The 18,978-nt window shown below is 41.1% G+C and carries 22 protein-coding genes; 1 reads left to right on the plus strand and 21 read right to left on the minus strand.

What is annotated here, in order from left to right; genetic code table 11:
• The 20 genes from ACZ42W_RS17575 to ACZ42W_RS17670 form a co-directional block, all read right to left on the minus strand.
• The gene (locus ACZ42W_RS17575) at positions 1 to 1,161 is read right to left on the minus strand and encodes an ABC transporter permease (RefSeq protein WP_464166561.1); all 1,161 of its coding nucleotides are present in this window, start codon (positions 1,159 to 1,161) and stop codon (positions 1 to 3) included.
• Positions 1,158 to 1,856 carry an ABC transporter ATP-binding protein gene (locus tag ACZ42W_RS17580; protein WP_464166562.1) on the minus strand — a complete coding sequence of 233 codons (699 nt, stop codon included), beginning with the start codon at positions 1,854 to 1,856 and terminating at the stop codon, positions 1,158 to 1,160. Before ACZ42W_RS17580 ends, ACZ42W_RS17575 begins: the two co-directional genes overlap by 4 nt.
• Positions 1,857 to 1,892: 36 nt before the next feature.
• The gene (locus ACZ42W_RS17585) at positions 1,893 to 2,534 is read right to left on the minus strand and encodes a Fe-S-containing protein (RefSeq protein WP_464166563.1); all 642 of its coding nucleotides are present in this window, start codon (positions 2,532 to 2,534) and stop codon (positions 1,893 to 1,895) included.
• Positions 2,535 to 2,551: 17 nt separating this feature from the next.
• A complete protein-coding gene (locus ACZ42W_RS17590; RefSeq protein ID WP_464166564.1) occupies positions 2,552 to 3,139 on the minus strand; it encodes a hypothetical protein in 588 nt (195 codons plus the stop codon).
• Positions 3,140 to 3,152: 13 nt separating this feature from the next.
• Positions 3,153 to 3,299 carry a CcmD family protein gene (locus ACZ42W_RS17595; RefSeq protein WP_464166565.1) on the minus strand — a complete coding sequence of 49 codons (147 nt, stop codon included), beginning with the start codon at positions 3,297 to 3,299 and terminating at the stop codon, positions 3,153 to 3,155.
• A gap of 1 nt (position 3,300) precedes the next feature.
• Positions 3,301 to 3,987: a cytochrome c biogenesis protein gene (locus ACZ42W_RS17600; protein ID WP_464166566.1), complete on the minus strand. Its 687-nt coding sequence runs from the start codon at positions 3,985 to 3,987 to the stop codon at positions 3,301 to 3,303.
• 4 nt (positions 3,988 to 3,991) lie between these two features.
• Positions 3,992 to 4,663 (minus strand): heme exporter protein CcmB, encoded by a 672-nt coding sequence (locus ACZ42W_RS17605; protein ID WP_464166567.1) that lies wholly within the window; start codon positions 4,661 to 4,663, stop codon positions 3,992 to 3,994.
• A complete protein-coding gene (gene ccmA / locus ACZ42W_RS17610) occupies positions 4,660 to 5,364 on the minus strand; it encodes a heme ABC exporter ATP-binding protein CcmA (protein ID WP_464166568.1) in 705 nt (234 codons plus the stop codon). The genes ACZ42W_RS17605 and ccmA overlap by 4 nt, the downstream gene beginning before the upstream one ends.
• Before the next feature lie 25 nt (positions 5,365 to 5,389).
• Entirely contained in the window at positions 5,390 to 6,415 is a 1,026-nt protein-coding gene (locus tag ACZ42W_RS17615; protein ID WP_464166569.1) for a hypothetical protein, read from the minus strand.
• 19 nt (positions 6,416 to 6,434) lie between these two features.
• Positions 6,435 to 6,890 carry a hypothetical protein gene (locus tag ACZ42W_RS17620; RefSeq protein ID WP_464166570.1) on the minus strand — a complete coding sequence of 152 codons (456 nt, stop codon included), beginning with the start codon at positions 6,888 to 6,890 and terminating at the stop codon, positions 6,435 to 6,437.
• A gap of 16 nt (positions 6,891 to 6,906) precedes the next feature.
• On the minus strand, positions 6,907 to 7,398 hold the full coding sequence (locus ACZ42W_RS17625) for a cytochrome c-type biogenesis protein (protein WP_464166571.1): 492 nt from the start codon (positions 7,396 to 7,398) through the stop codon (positions 6,907 to 6,909).
• Positions 7,395 to 9,422, minus strand: coding sequence for a heme lyase CcmF/NrfE family subunit (locus tag ACZ42W_RS17630; RefSeq protein WP_464166572.1), 2,028 nt, complete (start codon positions 9,420 to 9,422; stop codon positions 7,395 to 7,397). The genes ACZ42W_RS17625 and ACZ42W_RS17630 overlap by 4 nt, the downstream gene beginning before the upstream one ends.
• 27 nt (positions 9,423 to 9,449) lie before the next feature.
• The gene (locus ACZ42W_RS17635; RefSeq protein WP_464166573.1) at positions 9,450 to 9,923 is read right to left on the minus strand and encodes a cytochrome c maturation protein CcmE; all 474 of its coding nucleotides are present in this window, start codon (positions 9,921 to 9,923) and stop codon (positions 9,450 to 9,452) included.
• An 18-nt stretch (positions 9,924 to 9,941) separates the two neighbouring features.
• Positions 9,942 to 10,919, minus strand: a complete 978-nt coding sequence (locus tag ACZ42W_RS17640) for a hypothetical protein (RefSeq protein WP_464166574.1) — start codon at positions 10,917 to 10,919, stop codon at positions 9,942 to 9,944.
• A gap of 102 nt (positions 10,920 to 11,021) precedes the next feature.
• Entirely contained in the window at positions 11,022 to 11,444 is a 423-nt protein-coding gene (locus ACZ42W_RS17645) for a BlaI/MecI/CopY family transcriptional regulator (protein ID WP_464166575.1), read from the minus strand.
• Positions 11,445 to 11,770: 326 nt separating this feature from the next.
• On the minus strand, positions 11,771 to 12,655 hold the full coding sequence (locus ACZ42W_RS17650) for a M56 family metallopeptidase (RefSeq protein ID WP_464166576.1): 885 nt from the start codon (positions 12,653 to 12,655) through the stop codon (positions 11,771 to 11,773).
• A 133-nt stretch (positions 12,656 to 12,788) separates the two neighbouring features.
• A complete protein-coding gene (locus ACZ42W_RS17655; RefSeq protein WP_464166577.1) occupies positions 12,789 to 13,373 on the minus strand; it encodes a DUF2318 domain-containing protein in 585 nt (194 codons plus the stop codon).
• A 280-nt stretch (positions 13,374 to 13,653) separates the two neighbouring features.
• On the minus strand, positions 13,654 to 15,051 hold the full coding sequence (locus tag ACZ42W_RS17660) for a 4Fe-4S binding protein (RefSeq protein ID WP_464166578.1): 1,398 nt from the start codon (positions 15,049 to 15,051) through the stop codon (positions 13,654 to 13,656).
• 21 nt (positions 15,052 to 15,072) lie between these two features.
• Positions 15,073 to 15,537 (minus strand): hypothetical protein, encoded by a 465-nt coding sequence (locus ACZ42W_RS17665; protein ID WP_464166579.1) that lies wholly within the window; start codon positions 15,535 to 15,537, stop codon positions 15,073 to 15,075.
• A 674-nt stretch (positions 15,538 to 16,211) separates the two neighbouring features.
• On the minus strand, positions 16,212 to 16,760 hold the full coding sequence (locus tag ACZ42W_RS17670) for a peroxiredoxin family protein (RefSeq protein ID WP_464166580.1): 549 nt from the start codon (positions 16,758 to 16,760) through the stop codon (positions 16,212 to 16,214).
• Between the two features lie 123 nt (positions 16,761 to 16,883).
• On the opposite strand from ACZ42W_RS17670, the gene ACZ42W_RS17675 reads away from it, so the two are divergent.
• Positions 16,884 to 17,573 (plus strand): cytochrome c biogenesis CcdA family protein, encoded by a 690-nt coding sequence (locus ACZ42W_RS17675; RefSeq protein ID WP_464166581.1) that lies wholly within the window; start codon positions 16,884 to 16,886, stop codon positions 17,571 to 17,573.
• Positions 17,574 to 17,617: 44 nt separating this feature from the next.
• Here ACZ42W_RS17675 and ACZ42W_RS17680 read toward each other — a convergent pair whose 3' ends face one another.
• A complete protein-coding gene (locus ACZ42W_RS17680) occupies positions 17,618 to 18,883 on the minus strand; it encodes a hypothetical protein (RefSeq protein ID WP_464166582.1) in 1,266 nt (421 codons plus the stop codon).
• Between the last annotated feature and the right edge of the window lie 95 nt (positions 18,884 to 18,978).

An 18,978-nucleotide genomic window follows, 5' to 3' on the forward strand; every position in this document is an offset into this window, starting at 1 on the left:
TTAGAAGTAACGTAGGGCTTCCACTGGATCTAATTTCGTTGCTGACCAGGCGGGGTAAATACTAGCGAGAAGACTCACAACCAATGCCGCACCTACAGAATAAAGTGCCAACATAGGTTGCCAAGGTACTTGAACTGTCATCTGTGCGATGAGAGGACCAAACTTCATGGCTAACCCCATCCCAAGTCCGAATCCAATCAGTCCTCCAATCAGGCTGACAAAGCTAACCTCGAGGAAGAGCATTTGAATAATGTGTTGTTTTCTAAAACCAATCGCCCGTAACACTCCGATGTCACGGGTTCGTTCTTTAACAGAAGAAATCATCGACATGGCGACCACAAACCCGCTCGTTATGAGTAAGATGACCGAAATAACGATGGCAAATAGGCTAAATCGCTGAACCGTATCATCCCTGGACTGTAGAGTCGCTTGCAAGGCCGTCACTTTGACGTCCGGTAGTTTCTCTCTTAGTTGACGCGTTACCTCTTCGATAGGACAGGTATAACAAAAGGCGGCCGCTTCAATCAAACTAATCGCCGTGGGCTTATTCTCAACCTTTTGTAAGGTAGTTAAGTCCATAAAGATCGCTTGGTCATTTTCAATCGAGCCTGTCGGTTGAATGATCCCACGGACTTGAAAGTCCTGCCCTTTGATTTGAACGTGTTGCTGAGGGCTTAAATTTAAGACTCGTGCCACATCACTTCCTAACAAAATCTCATTGGCTGCTGGCATCTGCCCTTTTTCTAAACCGTTAATTTTCCACCATTTTTTAAGTCGAAGCTCTTGGGTGAAATCTACTCCGACAAGCAGTGCCCTTTTTCCCTGAATGTCTGCATCCGCCAATAACTTCGGGGATATTGTGGCAAGGGTTTCTTTATTCTGTATAGTTTTCATCTGAGGAATCATTGCCATATCAAGTTCCTTACCCTGACTCGTCCCTACTGTTACTCCTCCAAACGATAACGTCTCTCCGGTTTCCGGTAAAAGGAGGATATTGGATCCGAATTGGTCTAGCTTATCTGCAACATCCTTTTCCATGGACTTTGTCGTAGTATAGAGAAAAACGCTTGTAGCAACTCCAATCATGATACTTAAGATTAAGAGGAGCGAGCGAGTCTTCCGTCTTCTAACATTTTCATACGAAATGTGCGATAACCTCATGATGCACCACCGACGATGAGCTCTGGTTTCGTATCAATTATACCGTCTCGAATATAAACCGAGCGGGATACATAGGCCAGGTTCTCCAAATTGTGAGTAACCATGATAATTGTTTGTCCATCCCTGTTCAAGGCTTGGAAAAGTTCAAGGATTTCCTTCGCTGTATTCGAATCAAGACTTCCGGTAGGTTCATCAGCAAAAAGAATCGCGGGTTCATTAACAATCGCCCGAGCGATAGCTACCCTGTTTTGTTCTCCACCCGAGAGTTGATTAGGTAAGCGCATTGACTTTTTGCCAAGTCCTACTTTTTCAAGCACGTTTTGAGCCATTTCTTTCTGCTCTTTTTCAGAATACTTGGTTATGGCTAGTGGTAACATGACATTTTCCAAGGCCGTTAAATAGGGTATTAACTGATATTGCTGAAATACGAAGCCGACATATTCATGACGAAAATCAGCTCGACGTTCATCATCCAATCCATAAATCGATATATCATCAATAAGAACTTCGCCCTCAGTTGGCGGGTTTAAAGCTCCGATGACACTGAGTAAAGTGCTTTTTCCGGAACCTGAAGGACCAAGCAATGCTAGGAACTGCCCTTCGGAAACTTCCAAATTAATATTTCTCAAGGCGTTGACTGCCCCTTCTCCCCCCTGATACGTTTTCGAGACGTTAACCACCTTAATAAGACTCATCATTTTCCTCCTATAGTAAAGGTTGAAGTTGAGAAACTAATTTGCCTTAGTCATATCATTCGCAGTCGAGGTATCATAATCTCTTGGTTTCCAATTCTTTAACTCTGCTTCCTCGATAAAGATTTTATCAGAAGACTTGTCTACTGTATAGCCGAGCTCATGAGGAGGATACTTCGGACATCCACCACTCAAACCGGTAAGATCCGCCAATGCCCAACGAGTATTGCAGACATCACAAACGAGGATATCCCCTTCAATGTGGAATTTACGTGAATAACAGGGTTCGCAAAAACTCACCGCGACTGTAACTCGTCCCGCGGGTGTCAAATAGGCCATTATAGGTAGTCCCTTTTGCCCGTTTCCAATATTCAGATTCGGGTCATACATAGCATAAAGAATGGAGTTTTTCTTTAAATCTTCTAGGGACAGGCTAACTCGACCCTTCTCTATATTCGGATTAACCTCTGTCATTTCAATTTTTTTGTTCTCATAGTTCATGCTTTTCCCTATAGAATACTTATCGTCAAAACCTGGAATTGCCTCCCTAGTGGAAAGTACGATGCCTGCAATCCCGAGGACAAGTATTCCTATGAACACACTTAAGACAATCTTTTTGCGTTTCTGACGCTTGATATACCCCGCCTCAATCCGAGCTTTTTTCTCGTCGAGCTTTGCCATGACTTCACCCCCAAAAGCTAGTATAGTGGTGCGACTTGTTTGAGTATGTCGAGACTGTTACCTCCTCCGATAGCAACCCACATTACACGCTTCCCACTTTGCCAGTAATAGTGGTCTTGCCCCATTCCGGTAACAAATTTATAGTCCTTGCCATCAAGCTTGACTGTTTTATAGTCTTTAAAAGCGGAAGTCTTAGGCATTTTCTCATCCATTGCCCGGTACATCTGAGTGGCATCCTGTTCATTCTTACCTTCAGAGTACCAGAGAGTCATTTGGGAATTGCCATTTCCTTGATAGCTCACCACAAATGCAGCTGCAAGAGTAATATCGAGACCATGTAAATGGCTTACAGAGGAAATCGCTTCTTGTCCCCCAATAGCTTCTGTTCGGGTCATCCCCGCAAGTTTTTTAGGAAAGAGCTTCTCATCAATCGATACGGTTTGACTGGTTGAAGGGGTTGCTGATTGCTGCTCTTTCACGGAGGCTTTAGGAGGCATCCCTGATGAGCGATCTCCCTTTAAAGCAGCTGACATAGTATAAGCGGCCATTCCTACACTTAAGAGAACAGCAGCAATGAGTATTAGACGTAACAACTTTCGTTCCATTCGCATCCTCCTCTTAGGACTTGACCTGAAGGGATTTTTTAAGGATTTCGAGTTCTTCACCCAGTTTTTTCTGTCGGGTTCCTAGCCGCCAGATGTACCCGAAAATAAGAATCCAAATGAAGGAGTAGGCTACAAAAAGAAAGAATAAACGATCCATCATCTCACCTCATTGTTTCTTTAAGAGCAGTAATCTCTGCTCTCAGCGTTTCTATTTTTGAACTTTTAAGCATAAGCAGCAGATAGAGTAGTGTGAATGCTAAAAGACTCACATAAAAGGCTACCTTCATATCTGGAGCTAGCGCTAAACCACTTCCCGAGATGATAGCTCCGGGATGCATCGTTCTCCACCAACGAATGGAGAAAAATACGATGGGAACATCCATAAAAGCCAGAATCCCAAAAACAGCGGCATAACGAGAACGTTTATCGTCCTCACTCAGGGATGAGCGAATTTTAATATAGGCAATATACAAGAACCACATAATTAAAGTCGTTGTTAGGCGAGGATCCCAAGTCCACCAGGTTTGCCAAATGGGTTTGGCCCATATTGGTCCCGTAAAGAGAACAATCGCAGTAAAAATCACTCCAATTTCTGCGGAGGAATACGCGTAAATATCCCATTTCTTTTCCCGGGTTTTGAGATAAAGAATGCTCGACAAAAAAACAACGAAGAAAGCAAGCATGCCTAACCATGCGGAGGCTACATGAAAATAGAAAATACGTTGAATGTCTCCCATTGTCTTTTCCGTGGGGGCGTACACTAAAGCAAGGTATAAAGCCAAAAATAGTGTCATAAAGGTTACCCAGGCTAATATCTTCTCTCCATAATGATTCATCACTTGTTTCATTCGTTCACACCTCCAGTAGGTGGTCAAATAATAGTGCAGGCAATACAGTAAAGATTACGGCGTAGGTGCCCAGCAGTTTCAGGAAAATCCCAATGTTTGTGGGTACTAATTCAAAAGCCCCCCTGGTCACGAGTGTCGAACTGAGCAATACCGGCATAATCATGGGTAACATCAGTAAGGGAAGTAACATTTCACTGACCCGAGTTCCTGCCGCCAACGCGGAAAGAAAAGTCCCTACGGCCATAAAGCAGTAAGTTCCCAAGGCCAGAACCACGACGAGTAGCCATAAATGTGGTGGAACTGGGTAGTTAAGCATGATGAAAAATAAAGGGACTATAACAATCTCAACTACGACCATCAGTAAGAGATTCATAATCAATTTGGCAAAATAGATTGTGCTTCGGCTCGCTGGTGTTTGCATGAGACCATAGATGCAATCATTTTGTAATTCTACCGCAAACGAGCGGTTTAAGGCTAATATTCCAGCAAACGTCAATGTGACCCAGATTATCCCAGGCAAGACCTTACCTGTTTCCGCTCGATCCAGATCAAGGGCGAAGCCAAAGGCCGCAACAACTAACAAGGAGAAAACTAACATTGAACTTAAAACCTCTTTAGTTCGGAGTTCTCCTTTTAGTTCTTTCCAAAGAAGAGTCTTTAAGTGTACGAATTTCATGCTACTCCTCCCACATGTTCCAAGTAGGTCTTACGGAAATCTACCCGATTAACCTCTCTGGAATTGCAGTGGTAGACAATCTTACCACCGACAAGGATTAGACTCTGATTGCTTTGTTCCAGGCCTTGATCAAAATCATGTGTGATTAAAAAAACCGTTTGTTTATTCTGCGATAATTGAGTCAATACGTTATTAAGAATTTGCTTAGCCCTTTCATCTAGTCCAGTATAAGGTTCGTCGAGCAGAAGAATGGAAGGATTATGAATAAGCGAGCGCGCAATACTTAAACGTTGTTGCATACCGCGTGAAAAAGTACTTACGAGATCATTTGCAACATTCGTCAAGCCCACTCTCTCAAGTAAATCACTTGCTCGTGCCTTAGGGTAAGGTACTTGATACATCCTTCCATAGAATTCAAGGTTTTCCTGTGAAGTAAGATTATTGTATAGAAAGGAGTTATGGGAAATAACTCCGATTTTCGATCGTAAATTTTCGGCGTGTTCTTGCGCATCTTGGCCATCTATCCATAACTTACCTCCTGAGGGTTTACTGAGGAGTGCTAGAATTTTTAAGGTGGTACTTTTCCCTGCCCCATTTGGACCAAAACACGTAACAAACTCTCCATCGTGAATTTCTAAATCAATCCCTTTTAAGATTTCCTTTGTACCAATCTTTTGGGTCAGCCCCTCTGCTAAAATCATCTTTTCACCTCCATCAAGATGGCGCTTAGCCATCGGTCAAATCTTTAAGCCTTATTTTAACTTGTAAAAGCAATTCCTTTTTCTGTCTACGCAAATCCTGATACTTTTCCTCAGAAATTTTTCCTGACGCGAATTCTGAATCCAGTGAATGTATTTCTAAGAGCAACGTATCATTCAAACGTTTGAGTTTCAGAAATGTTTCTTCTTCATCAACTGCTTCCGTCTCTGCGCTGTCCAACGACTGAATACTTACTGTCTTTTTTTCTTGAAGCGTATTTCTACGTATTCTACCTATGAGGACAATACAGGCAATTCCCAAACCAAGCATGATAAAGAGGTAAACAGCCCACAGATGAGGGTTTGTATAGACAAGAGGTTCTGAGTTAAAAAGAGCAATATGAGACTGAGGATGTCCAGGTACAGCATAGCCAGATGCTATGCGATTAGCCGTAGAGGCAGTGTCTGCTCCCTGATTAATCGTATACGTCAAAGATTGGCCTTGAGTAAGATTCTGTACGGAGTACTCTTGATATACTGTGCCTTTGATTTCAATGGTTTCACCCGGCTGTAATTTATCGGACGAGATTGTAAGAGACTGTGGCGAGACAATAAGTAAGCTCGATGTAGTATAAACGACCTTCTTCGTAAGAGTCACCGGTAGGTTCTCCGCTGGTATTGTATAAGACATAACGAGGGTAGTACTCCCTGGAGCGAGGGGTTTATAAACAAGGACTCCGTCTTTTACAATACGATATTCCTCATCCGCTAAGGCATCTATAGCTAAGTCTGTAAATCCCTGAGGCAGAGAGAAAAGCCAGCCTTTCTTACTCGTATCTGAGGCATCTGAAGTTGTGCCAATATAGGGTTGATTGCTTGAATTTGTTAGGCTTAGAATTTCTCGAATGCCGACACCCTTCTCAAGTGATTGCTGTACATAATGATCTTGTGAAATACTTATTGGTTCAGTACTAGCAGGCTGTGCTTGCACTTTTAGGTTAGGCATCAAAATAAACATAACGAATAGGGTCAGAAGAAAAAAGGACTTTCTCATGGTGTCCGCCCTTTCACTATTAATTCTGGCGTTCTCCGCATTCGTGACAGAACTCCTGATCCGCTTTAAGTAGTGGTGTACCACAGCGAAAGCAGGTAGACGAAGGGATAGGTTGCTCATTCTTATTCATGGCTTGCAATTCACGTTCGATTTCAGCTTCAATATCTTGACGATTATATTTTGAGAGAGTTAAGTCTTCTTTGGCGAGAACATTTGCTTCCTCTGCCTTAAAAACATCGACAGCAATTTGAGCATAATTGTTTTTCAACGCTTGATAATCTTCTGTTGAAAGCTTGTTCATGTGATAATCAAATTCAATCTCACCTAACGTACCTAGAATCAAATCCTTTTGATTAATAGATTCTGGAGACTGCTCTCCGCCAAGAGCTATTATAGACTGGGGTCTTCGAATGAAGGGAAAAGCAATGAGTAGAATCGTTAACAGCATAAGAAGGGTACTAAAGAGGATATTCAAATTCTTTTCCTCCTCTCTATATATATTTCTTAATTTCTTGATCAAGCTTCTCTTCAAACTCTGGGTCGATAGGCTGGGTATCCTCGTGCTGCTCCACTTCCTGATTTGGGATAACCCATTTTTCTAAGCCCAAGTAAACAAGCGCTCCACCACCAACGATGAGGACAAAGGGGGCCAACCAGACCGTCCAGTTGAACCCTTTCTTCGGAGGTGCGGCCAGAACTTTATCCCCATAGACCTGAGCGAGATAGGTATAAGTTTGTTCCTTGTTCATTCCATCTTGAAACATTTTCTCACGAATTACATTCCTTAATTGCTCAGCTGCCGCGTTTTCACAGGAAGGAAGCGTCATCATACAACCATCGAGCACACAGACTATTCCTTCCTCGACATCAATAGGGATCTCTTTAGTTTGCTCTTCTTCAGCCTTGACCGATAAAGGAGAAAACACACCCAACGCGACAAGTACAAAGGTCAGCGTAGAAATTCTAAAAAAGGACTTTTTCACGAAGCCTGTCCCCCTTCCCCTAAGATGCGAGGTGAAGGATGAGAAGCATTACTTAAGTACTTTGACCCTGCTTGACTCCCACGGCCAGGCCAAAGTGCAAAAATTGCACCAAGAACAAGAATATACCCCCCAATCCACAGCCAAGCCGTCAAAGGATTTACGAAAAATTTAAACGTTGTCGTCCCATCTTTTTCCCAGGTCGAAAGAATAACATACAAGTCTTCCTTAAGCGTGGAACGAAGTCCAACTTCAGTTGATGGCTGTTCTGAGGTTGCATAGAATACCTTCTGAGGTTCAATTCTACCAAGGAACTTACCACTTTTTTTATCTGAAACTAAAAGGTTGGCATACACGATATCTTTAGTGCCATTTTGTCTCTCATCTAACCCCTGGTAAGATAATCGGTAATTCCCAATCTCCACACTTTCGCCGATTCTTACTGCTTTGGTGAGATTAAGAGCTGCACTGTTAGAGCCAATAATGCCGATCAGCATAATAACGAGACCGAGATGAATGATATATCCTCCGTGGCGACGACGATTGCGAAACAGTAAGCGGATAAACGCTAAAGGGTACGATTCTTTGGTGAGACGATGACGCACTTTTGTACCACGGATAAATTCAAGAAGAATAGTAGATGCGGTAAAAAACGCGATGGCGTATCCGAGCATAGGGTATATATCTCGTTCACCGTTAGTAAATAAGATGACAACGACGAGTAGTGCTCCCAAAGCAGGCCAAAGGAAGTTATCGATTAAGTTTCGCCAAGCGGCTTTACGCCAGGCGATAAGCGGGCAAATACCCATCAGGAGGAATAGGGCAATCCCTAAAGGTGCAACCACTGAGTTAAAGAAGGGAATGCCTACCGAAACTTTGACCCCTCTAACTGCTTCGGAAACCAAAGGAAATATCGTTCCAAAAAACACGGCGAAAGCAATTCCGACAAGGACTAAGTTGTTAATTAAAAAGCTACTTTCTTTCGAAAGAAAGGACTCAAAGGTGTGATCCTGTGTAAGCAAATCCTGACGGTAAATGATAAGGGCGAATGCTAAGAATAACATGAGCAGTGTAAAGACAAGGAAATATCGCCCTAAGGGACCACTGCCAAAAGCATGTACAGAGGTTAGCACTCCACTACGCACGAGGAAGGTTCCGAATAGGGTTAAGACATAGGTGATACTTATAAGAGATACATTCCAGACCTTGAGCATATTCTTCCGTTCCTGAATCATAACTGAGTGTAAAAAAGCAGAGCCAGTGAGCCAAGGTATAAAGGATGCATTCTCGACGGGATCCCATCCCCAGTACCCTCCCCAACCCAGTTCCATATAGGCCCATTGTGCTCCCCATAAATTCCCGAGTGTTAAGAAGAGCCATGCGACAATCGTCCAACGTCGAGTGACGCGAATCCACTGATCATCTGCATTACGAGTAATCAGGGCAGCCATAGCATACGCAAAGGGTATTGCAAAGCCGACATAGCCAAGATAGGTAGTTACAGGGTGAAAAACCATGCCAGGATTCTGCAACATCGGATTCATTCCTGCACCATCTGCCAGCGATGCCCCTGGTCGCCAACCCGCAACCCTTTCAAAAGGGTTTACCAAAAAAGCCAAAACGAAAAGGAAAAAGGCAGAATTTAAAAGTAGAAGACTACTGGCGTAGGGAGTTAGGTTTATCGTCTTTTTTGAATAAGAGACAACGACGGTATACCAGGACAAAAGCAACAGCCAGAGTTGTAATGAACCCGCATTTCCAGCCCATAAAGCAGCAAATCGATAAAATGTGGGAAGGTCATTGCTTGTATAATCATACACGTACTTAATCGTGTACTCACCCGTCATCAAGAAAAATACCATAATCCCCGTTCCAACCGTACTCAGCAGAGCCACGGAGAGTGAAGCATTCTTTGCACTGGTTAGTAATATTTGATTCTGTCTACGAACTGCTATGATGAAGGCGATGATACCATATAAGCTTACACCCAAAGCAAGAATCAGTGAGAAATAGCCAACTTCGGCCATTGCAGAATCCCTCCTTGAATAATAGGTCTAGGATTTAAGTCCAAGCGAGCGTAAGAATTTGGAGATTCTTCCTTCGTCCTCTGTCGAGCCTCCTTCTTCGTACTTGGAAGGGCACTTGAGATTAAGACTATCCGCTTTAAAAGTGCCGTCAGTTTGAAATTTTCCCTCAACAACAGCCCCTGTGGCATCTTGGAAGTTATCAGGTTTCACATCATTGAATATCACCGTCAATTTTTGTTCCGGATTATTATCATCATAGATTTGAAACTTAAGTTCTATTGGCGTCTTTTTCGTATCATATATCGCTTTTTCAACATCAATCTTGCCTTCAATTCGGTAAGTTTTTGCTGCATCAAGGTTTCCCTGCAAGGCCTCTCCCACTCTCATGTAATACGCAGTACTGACGGTGGACAAACTTGAGAAAATTAAGTAGGCAATAGCAGCAACAATAATAAGCATTCCGACGACGATTTTCAGGTTCTTTTTCTTCTTAAGTTCCATGGCTATCCCCTTTGCCTATCAATGTCGATCCTGCAGGTCTTCAAGGAGCTGCTTGTAGGTATCTTCACTAATTTTTCCATCTAAGAGCATCTGGCGGATTTTTCTTTTCTCAGCGTTTAGCTTGTCGTTAGCCTCTAGAATCTTCTTTGCCTTAGTCGATTTAGAAGAAGTGTTGTGCTGGGACTTACTTTGATGTTGGGGTTTTTTTAAAGCATAAATAACTAGAAAGCCAATCACTGCAATGGCTAGAATCGCAGGGATTAAAACCTCTGGTTTGGTTAACCAGCTTTCTCCCCCACCGGTGGAAGAATTAGATGTATTATCACCGACCTGTGGCTTATCAAAAGTAGGTTTATTATCAGACTTCACATAGCTTATATTAATATTCAGTGGAGTTTCCGGGGTTTGATCTTTGAAAGTAAAAAGGTAATTCGTAAGTCCCTCTTGATCACGGCTAACATTTGAAGTTGCTGGATTTGTAACAAAATTAGTGGCTGTCTTCGGAGCAGTTACTGAAAGATTAAGTACGTCTATTTTGGAGGTTGGAAGGAACTTATAATCAAAACTTTTATTCGGAGCCACCGCTTTATTGTCATAATAGAATTCAAGAAAGACAGGATATTTTTGGTTAGGAGCTATGTCCTTGGTTATTTTCCAAGTTAACTGAACCTTATTATCTCCGAGATCTTTGGCAGTGTAGGGTTGGCAATCATGTCCGCCTTGGGCGTTAATCTCACAGGCCATGCCGATATCTGCGTCCTTCGGGATGATAAAGGAAATTGGAGTATCCTTTTTGATGGTTTGTGTTCCTGCGTTCATAAATTCACCCTGATAAACAACCAAAGTCTGGGGATTATCATATTCCGGTCTTACGGAGACATCAAAGGTCAAGGCCTTAAGGTTGTTTGTTTCAGCCAAAGATACACTCGGCATAATAATGAGTAAAAACAATGAAAAGACCAAAGTATAAAGGGGCAAATTTTTGCGTATTAACAAATAAATCACCTCTATAATATTATTTTTAATTGTGAATTATTTCACAGAAGGGATTAGGCTGCTACTCCTTTCTGCAGTTATTTTTTTCGAAAATATTTGCTGCTATTTTAATTTCTTTAAAGCGATTAACTCTTCAAGTTGCTTCATTTTTACAGGATCGACTTGCTTGATCTTTTCAACGAAGTGCGCAATAGCCGGCTCAGAAAAATCATCTAGTAAACCGTCGACCACCTCTCCAACCGCGTTATTTAGGAAGTTTCCTTTATCAGACGCTGCCTCATAAGTATAAGCATTACCGTCCTTAAAGGTTTTTAGAATACCCTTCTTGGCAAGTCGACTCATCGTTGTCATCACCGTCGTATACGCGATGGCTTTGTCATCACCCGAATTTAACGCCTCGTGAACATCTCTTACGTATACTTTACCCATGGACCAGACGACTTCCATAATTTCACTTTCTAAGGGGCCTAAAATCTTCTCTAATCCATGTTTCCCTGTCTTAAATTCAAATCCCGAATCCTTCAACCCTCTCACCTCGACTTCAAAATTATATTGATATCATTCTAAATTTATGGTATATAGCGCTTTTTATTGATTCAGTACTACCACAGATAATACTACAATAGATAGTAGTTAAACTAACCAAATTATAACATTTCAATATTCACCTTGCAATAATTTGAACAAGATAACTTTTGATGAATAATCGCGTAAGTTGTTGAACTATCAGATTATAAAGCTAGCACAAAAAACTGCACCTCCAAATTGTTAGTTGAGTGTCTAACAATTGGAGGTGCAGTTCAAATGAGTATGTTGTTTTTTCTTTATAACCATTTGTCGGCTATAAATTCTTAAACTGGAAAATTGATATGACAACCGAAGTTTATCATCAGTTTACTATATGTAAAGTAGATAATGAGTCCCATTACAGAAGCGTATCCTGCTAAAATCATTTTATCTTTACGCCCAAGGGCAGGCTCTGGCATCCACTCTTGATTGAGACAACGTTCGACTCTAGCGTCAAGAACGGTTGTAATCCCAACGGCATATTCAGGCAAATACGTTTCTGCTTGAATAACCTTCAAAAGTGCTGAGGCTAAGGACCAAGAGCAATCCGTTAATCTCGTTGCATATTCATCCGCTCTTAATTCCATCGTTAGAAGAAAGTAGTTTATCAGATTTGCAATGGGATTGAATCTAAACACTGAAGAAAATAAGAATTTTATTGAGCACAATTTCAATGGGTCTCTCTGCTGACAATGACATATTTCATGGTGTAATACAGCTACCAACTCGTCTTCATCTAATATTTCAACGAGTGATGTCGATACAACGATTTTCGGACTTATTAATCCATAAGTAAATGCTAGAGTTTTTGTCGACTCCACGCATAGTACTCTTTTCTTCGTTCCTGTCCGATGAATCGCTGTCTTGAGCTTGTCGGGTTTTTCACCTAGGAAGGTCAAGGTAACCAAATACTTGTTAAGGGCAACTTTCTGTTTAATAGCAGTGTAAATGATATATCCTAGGAAATTGACGAGAAAGGCCAACCCCAATATACCAATCCACAAATAAAATTTGGGAACAGCTAGCATGCGCGAACAACTATGCAGGAATTTAATAAAAGGTGCAAGGGTAAAAAATGAAGTCACTAAACCCAAAATAAGTAGAGAGCCAACTCCTAATAAGCCTAGCAACAAAAAAGTCCTGCCATTAGCACGGGCTATATCGTTCACACTACTCCCTCCGTCCCCTTTTGCTTGGACATGTCCTTAGACTAAGAAGCAAGTCGCGAATTTCATGACCTGCTTCTTCATCTTAAACAAATCGTAGTGATTCTACGAATTAGGTTGGTTAAGTCGTATTCAATTAAACCCTAGGGCGCCAAGCATTTAGTACAGATTGATCGACCTCGAGGTTATCTCCATTTTGAGTATAATTCAGGATTTCGGGCGGGTAATCTTGGCAACCTCCACTAAGCCCTTTGAAGGTATTTAAATCCCAAGTTGTTCCGCAGACGTTACATACGATTTGATTTCCCTTTATATGAAAGGTTTCTCCATTACACGGTTCGCAAATGCTTACCGCAACAACAACCTTCCCATTCGGCCTGACGATGGCAGTAAGAGGTACACGTTTTCCGTTCTCTTTATACTCTGTCCAAGTAAACTTCTTATCCTTTAGGTCGGTAAGTGTCGCCACCGTAACCTTCCCATTCTCAACTTTAGGGAGCGGAATTTTAACCTGTTGAAGCTTCTCGGTAGCACTATAATTAGCCGCCTGGCCAACCGCTGCAGTCGCTTTTGAATCAACATTCGATTTTTGACTGTCCATGAATTTGACTCCTACCAGAAGGGCAACGCCCAATACGATAACTGCCCCAATGATAGGTGCTTTACTTTTTTTCTTTGGTTGTTTAAACTTTTCCCTTTTGTTATTCTCCTTCTTGCCCACAGAAAAAACCTCCATTATGAAATATTTATTAAGGAACGTATCATCAGAAATAGAACATGCAAAAATAATGCCAAAAATTAACAGATGAAAAACTGCTTAATATCACAACAAAATGGGTGAGTTTAATTATTACATTGTCCCAAAAAGTACACATTAGTGTGGGATATCCCGCAATGTGTACCAGCAAAGGTATCTTTGCTCTTCTATATTCTTAACTATACCCAAAAAGAGAAACGGTAGCAATAGGGACTACCGTTTCTTAAAAAACATTATTTTCCAACTACATACGCATGGCCATCGGGAGCATGAATAGATAAATATTGATAGCCCCTAATATCAGAGCTAAGACAGCAAATGGAACTAAACTTGCCACGGTCTTACCTTCAGCCTCAAAGTTGCTTTTCGAGATTTTGTAGGCTGCAAAAATTGAACCAAAGGTGCCGATAGCAATGAGAACATACTGTAATATTTGGATAGTAGAGTTACTCACAAGTGCTGCTGAGGCTCCATGTCCCATTTCAGACCCAAATAAAGCAACAAAGGTATAAATAACCGATTTGCCTTCAGCCAAGATATGGAACAGGTTATGAGCAATGTGTCCAGCCAAATCCAAAGGAATCAAAGCGTACCCAAACCGTGCGAAGTTTTCAATGGTACTTCTCTTGTTCGCTAGTTTAGAACCATAACTACTTGCAAACAAAGCGAGAACGGGCAAAGCCATCGCAATAAGGAACGTGATGGTAAAGGTTACGAAGTAATTTGTCGTTCCTACAAAGTTCTCTAGTTTTCCAAGAATCTCCTGCCAAACTTCTAGCATGGTAATGTTCTGCACAAAAACGATTCCCATGATTACAATTGCAAGGAAGGATTCCTCAAATTTAGGCTTTTTAATAAACCACAAGCCTTTCGAGGGGACACGAGTACTTAATTGTATCGAATCATTTGGACAGGTCTTAATACATTTCGCACACAAGTTACAACGCGCCATGCTATCCATGGTACGAGGGAATTCAAACATAGGACAACCTGCTACTTCTCCATTCCCCTTATAGCAAGACTGGGTAGTGCATTTCGCACATTTCTCTGGGGTCGCGTGAAGCTCAAGCGATCCAGAACGTGCGTAGTTTCCAGAAAGTCCTCCTAAGAAGCAGACATAGCGGCACCAAGTACGACGCTCAAAGAAGGCCCCACTTGCAATTACTCCAGTAGTCATGATTAGGAGCAATACGCCTGAACCTCTGGGATTTTCGACAACACCAAGGGTATGATCTGACCAAGTTATTAAGATAAAGAAGATATCAATAATCCAAATCCCATATTTTTTTAAGAATTTAGGTACAGGTCGATTATTACCGACGAATTTCTGTACCCAGTCATTGACCGTTGCAAAAGGACATATCGCGCACCAGAAACGTCCTAGTAGTAAGAAAATAATGGGGATAAGGGGCCACCAGAGTACCCAGGTTCCCGCGGTACCAAAGTTATCATGTGCAGAGCTTGGGCCAGCAATTAATTCAAAAACGATTAACGCAAACACCGCTAGGACGGGAATTTGAATGATTCCTGGAAACCAGCGACTCTTGAGAACGGCTCGTATCACTTTATTGTTGAGTAAATTCTTCTTCTGGGGCTCAGGAGCATTTTGATTGATCGGCTCCATTTTTTTTGCTACTGACATATCTTTATCACTTCCTTCATTCTATAGTTGCGGCAAAACTTTTTTCGAGGACTTTAATACACCCGCAATAATAATGATCAGAGCATTAATTGCAAGGAACCCTCCGACAATTATCCAATTGACTTCTTCTGAGGATTCACTACTTTCACCGTGACCCATTCCCTCCATTTCTGGGTCCATACCAGCCGTTTCTTCATGTTCACCACTTTCTTTCATACCCTCCATATTAGGGTCCATGCCTGGCATAGCTTCATGCTCAGACGTCGCACTAGAGTTAGATGCCTCGGGCTGTAAACTCTTCGATTGGCTATCTTGAGCCTTCTTTTCAACGGGCGCAGTTTGCGTCGCAGTACTACCACCCATATTCATTCCGCCCATGCTTCCGCCCTTTTCATCAGCTAAACTCACACTAGTAAAACTGAATAATAGGCTTACACTCATCAGAGAAATGACAATTCCTTTTTTTAATGTATTTGTGTTGTGCATTTATTCTTTCTGCCTCCTTGTGATTAGGTTCGCGAGTATGATTATGCAATATGTGTGCCAACCAAGTCCAAGCGTACAACGAACGACATTCCAGCATTCTGGATTAAAAATTCTCTATTGTATTTGAGTTATTTCAAACAATGGATGTACGATTTGCTGCACAAGCTTCTTCCCAAATAAAAAGGACTCAGCTATTGCTAAGCCCCTCCTAGTCATTTAGTGATCCTTCATTTGTGGATCATTCTTCATTTCCGGATTATTTTTCATTTGTTGATCCATCGATTGTTTTTCGTTAGGTTTTGAAGAGCTACATCCTATTAACGATATTAGTAAGATGCTTGATAAAATTATAGCAAGTACTTTCTTCAAGTTTGGACAACTCCTTTTTAATAGTTTATTTCTAAATCATGATTTACAAGCATCTTCTTAAGCATCGTTCTTTACAAAGCTTCTTGTAAATATGTCTCGAGTAGTCTTCACATTGCAATATCTGTGCCAAGTCAGTGGATCTGATAATTTTGCGGAATAACTGCAATCATATTTTAAATTATCACATTATCTGAGTTATTTCGCACAGAATATGTTCCATTTGCTACACTAACATTTAATTCCCAAAATACTAAAGGACTCAGCCATTGCCGAGCCCCGTGAAAGACAAAAAGTATTGTCATATATTACTGAACTAAAGCCTTCATCAAACTCTCCTCGAGTGTTTTCACAGTCATTGCTCCTTCATGATGAGCACGGATGATTCCGTTTTTATCTATGAAGAAACTTGCGGGTATCCCGTAGACTCCATAGCGATCCGTCACTGAATTTGTGCTATTTTCATCGAGTAAAACGGGAAAGGTTGCTTTATTCTGTTTTAAGATTTCTCGAACATCTGTCATCTTATCTGAATAAGTAATATTTATAGTCAAAACAGCTATACGCTCTTTATTTTTTTCATAAAACTTCTGAATTTCTGGCATCTCCTCTTTACACGCAGGACACCAACTCGTCCAGAAATTAATATATACCGGTTTACCTCGATAATCACTCAGGTTTACCGTCTTCCCCTCCAAGGTTTTCAGCGTAAAGTCTGGAGCAGTATTTCCGATTTCATATCCTACATTAGTCGCTGTTACAGGTGTCGACTCTGAAGTAGTACTTTGCTTCATACCGAATGTCGTCAAGAGGACAATCGCAATAACTCCTACAATTGCCACCAATCTTAATTTCATGTTCACGCCTCCATCAAAATAGGTTAAACTTGTAACAGTGCTAGCAGATTCTACTCTCCTCTGATTATAGAGAAGAATCGCCCCTGGGAAAAGACCTATTCAAGATAACTTGGAGGTTTATTAATGCAAGATAGTATTTCGTTGACTGCAGCTTTGATAGGAGGTATTCTCTCCTTCCTCTCCCCGTGCGTCCTCCCGATTTTTCCAGTCTACTTATCTTACCTAATAGCAGATACAGAAACGAGGAATAAAAATATAATACTTACCCGAGCTTTTGGTTTTATCCTAGGTTTTTCACTTGTTTTCATTGCCCTAGGTGCCTCTGCCAGTTTGATTGGTAAATTTTTAAATATAAATAAGGTGTTCCTCCGTGAATTAAGTGGTGTGGTTATGATTTTCTTTGGTCTCCACATGCTTGGATTATTTAGATTGAATTGGCTTTATCGCGAGAAGCGAATTTCATTTAATCCCAAAGAAAATACAGCCTCGTTTGGCCGTTCCGTTATCTTAGGGTTAATATTTGCAGCTGGGTGGACCCCCTGCATTGGGCCCGTTTTAGCAAGCATTTTAGTCTATGCCGGAAGCACAGAGACCCTCACTCAGGGGATGAGCCTGTTAACACTTTATTCTCTCGGACTGGCTATCCCATTCTTAGTCTTCGCTTTATTCGCAGAGAAATTCGGTTCAAAATTAAAAACGCTCAATCGATATCTTCCCTACCTTACAAAGGCAAGCGGAGTTATGATGATTGTTCTTGGCTATTTGTTTTTTTATAATAAGCTGGCCTTGATTAATTCGTTTTTAAATCGATAACACTTTCGTATAATTACAAGTTCTACTTTTTATTAACTAAATATTTAACAGCACTCACATTCTTTTGCAATTTTCATTAGTATTTTATAATCCTCACCAAATTTGCAAATACCATTGCAGTGTTCCTTTAAATCAGAGAACAGCATATATCTTAGCTTTATACAAGCAAGATTTTTGAAGGAAGGTCTTTTAAGTTGGGCAATAATTTCTTTTTCTCTAGAATCAGGTGCTACCAAGAAAAAGTTATATTCCTTTTCTCCTAGAGAGGAGGCCAAATCGACTAAGCGTAAGATTCCAGAATAAATTGAGGTGCTTTTCTCGATTTCTAAAGCGCATTCAATCTTTGCATTATCTCGGCTAACCCAGATTACGTCAATAAGTGATACTGTTTTTGCTACTTCTATAGGCAAATCCATCGAAGGAAGATTAGGAATTGTAAGGTACTCTAGACTCTTTCCGTCAAAACATTTAGTACGGTCATTATTAGCAACAAAAACATCATAACCTAATTCGCGACCCATTTCTGTAAGTAGAAGTTGCATGCGAAGATGTTCATTTTCCTCACTTATTTCGCCTTGAACCTCTTGATGGCGTTTCCGTAAAGCCTTTTGTAATTTTTCCTTATCAAATTTCAATGCCGTTTCCCAATTTTCGTCGAGAACAATCTTGCCCATTCCAACATCAAATAGCATTCCCGAAAAGGCCCCTAAATCTTTAGATAAAGTTGATTGTAGTTTCTGGTTAGCTTCAAGGATAGTCTCTCGCATCTCTAAGTAATCAGACCAAGAGCCTAACTTCTTCTTCTCAGAAAATACGGCATTAAAACCTTGGACCATCGCCGTGTTAAAGGGCGGTATGAGTGTCGGATGAAGAAAGTAAAGAATGTTAGCAACAGCTGGACCAAGCCCTTTGATCTTGTATCCATCGAGTTTAATAATTTCCTTTACTATTCTATCCGCACTCGTTGCCGACAGACAAGACTCTAAAAACTGGGCAAAAAGCTGCTTGTTTGTCTCATTCTCATAAATATCAGGAATCCGGAGTTTGGGCTTCCAATAAAATGGATGTGCAGCACCGACAAAGACCTGCTTCTGCTCAGTGATGCAGTTTAATACAAATTCTAGGGGGGAGCCCTTAAAGTCGTTACCAAAGGATGAGCCCTTAATGGATGATATGATATTGATAACTCCTCTACGAATGGATCGGAAAGCCTTCATCCTAGATTCATTATCAATAAACCAAGTATTATAAACCGATTCGGAATCCTTCCGATACAGCTGAGCTAATTCCTCTAAATTCACAGATTTCATTAAATCTCCCCCAGTACTTTTCCCTAAATTCTTATCAACAAATTATACTACACCATCATGACATAATTTGTCGAAACAACTCAAGTAAAGAGTTC

This window comes from Desulfitobacterium elongatum, assembly GCF_055378975.1.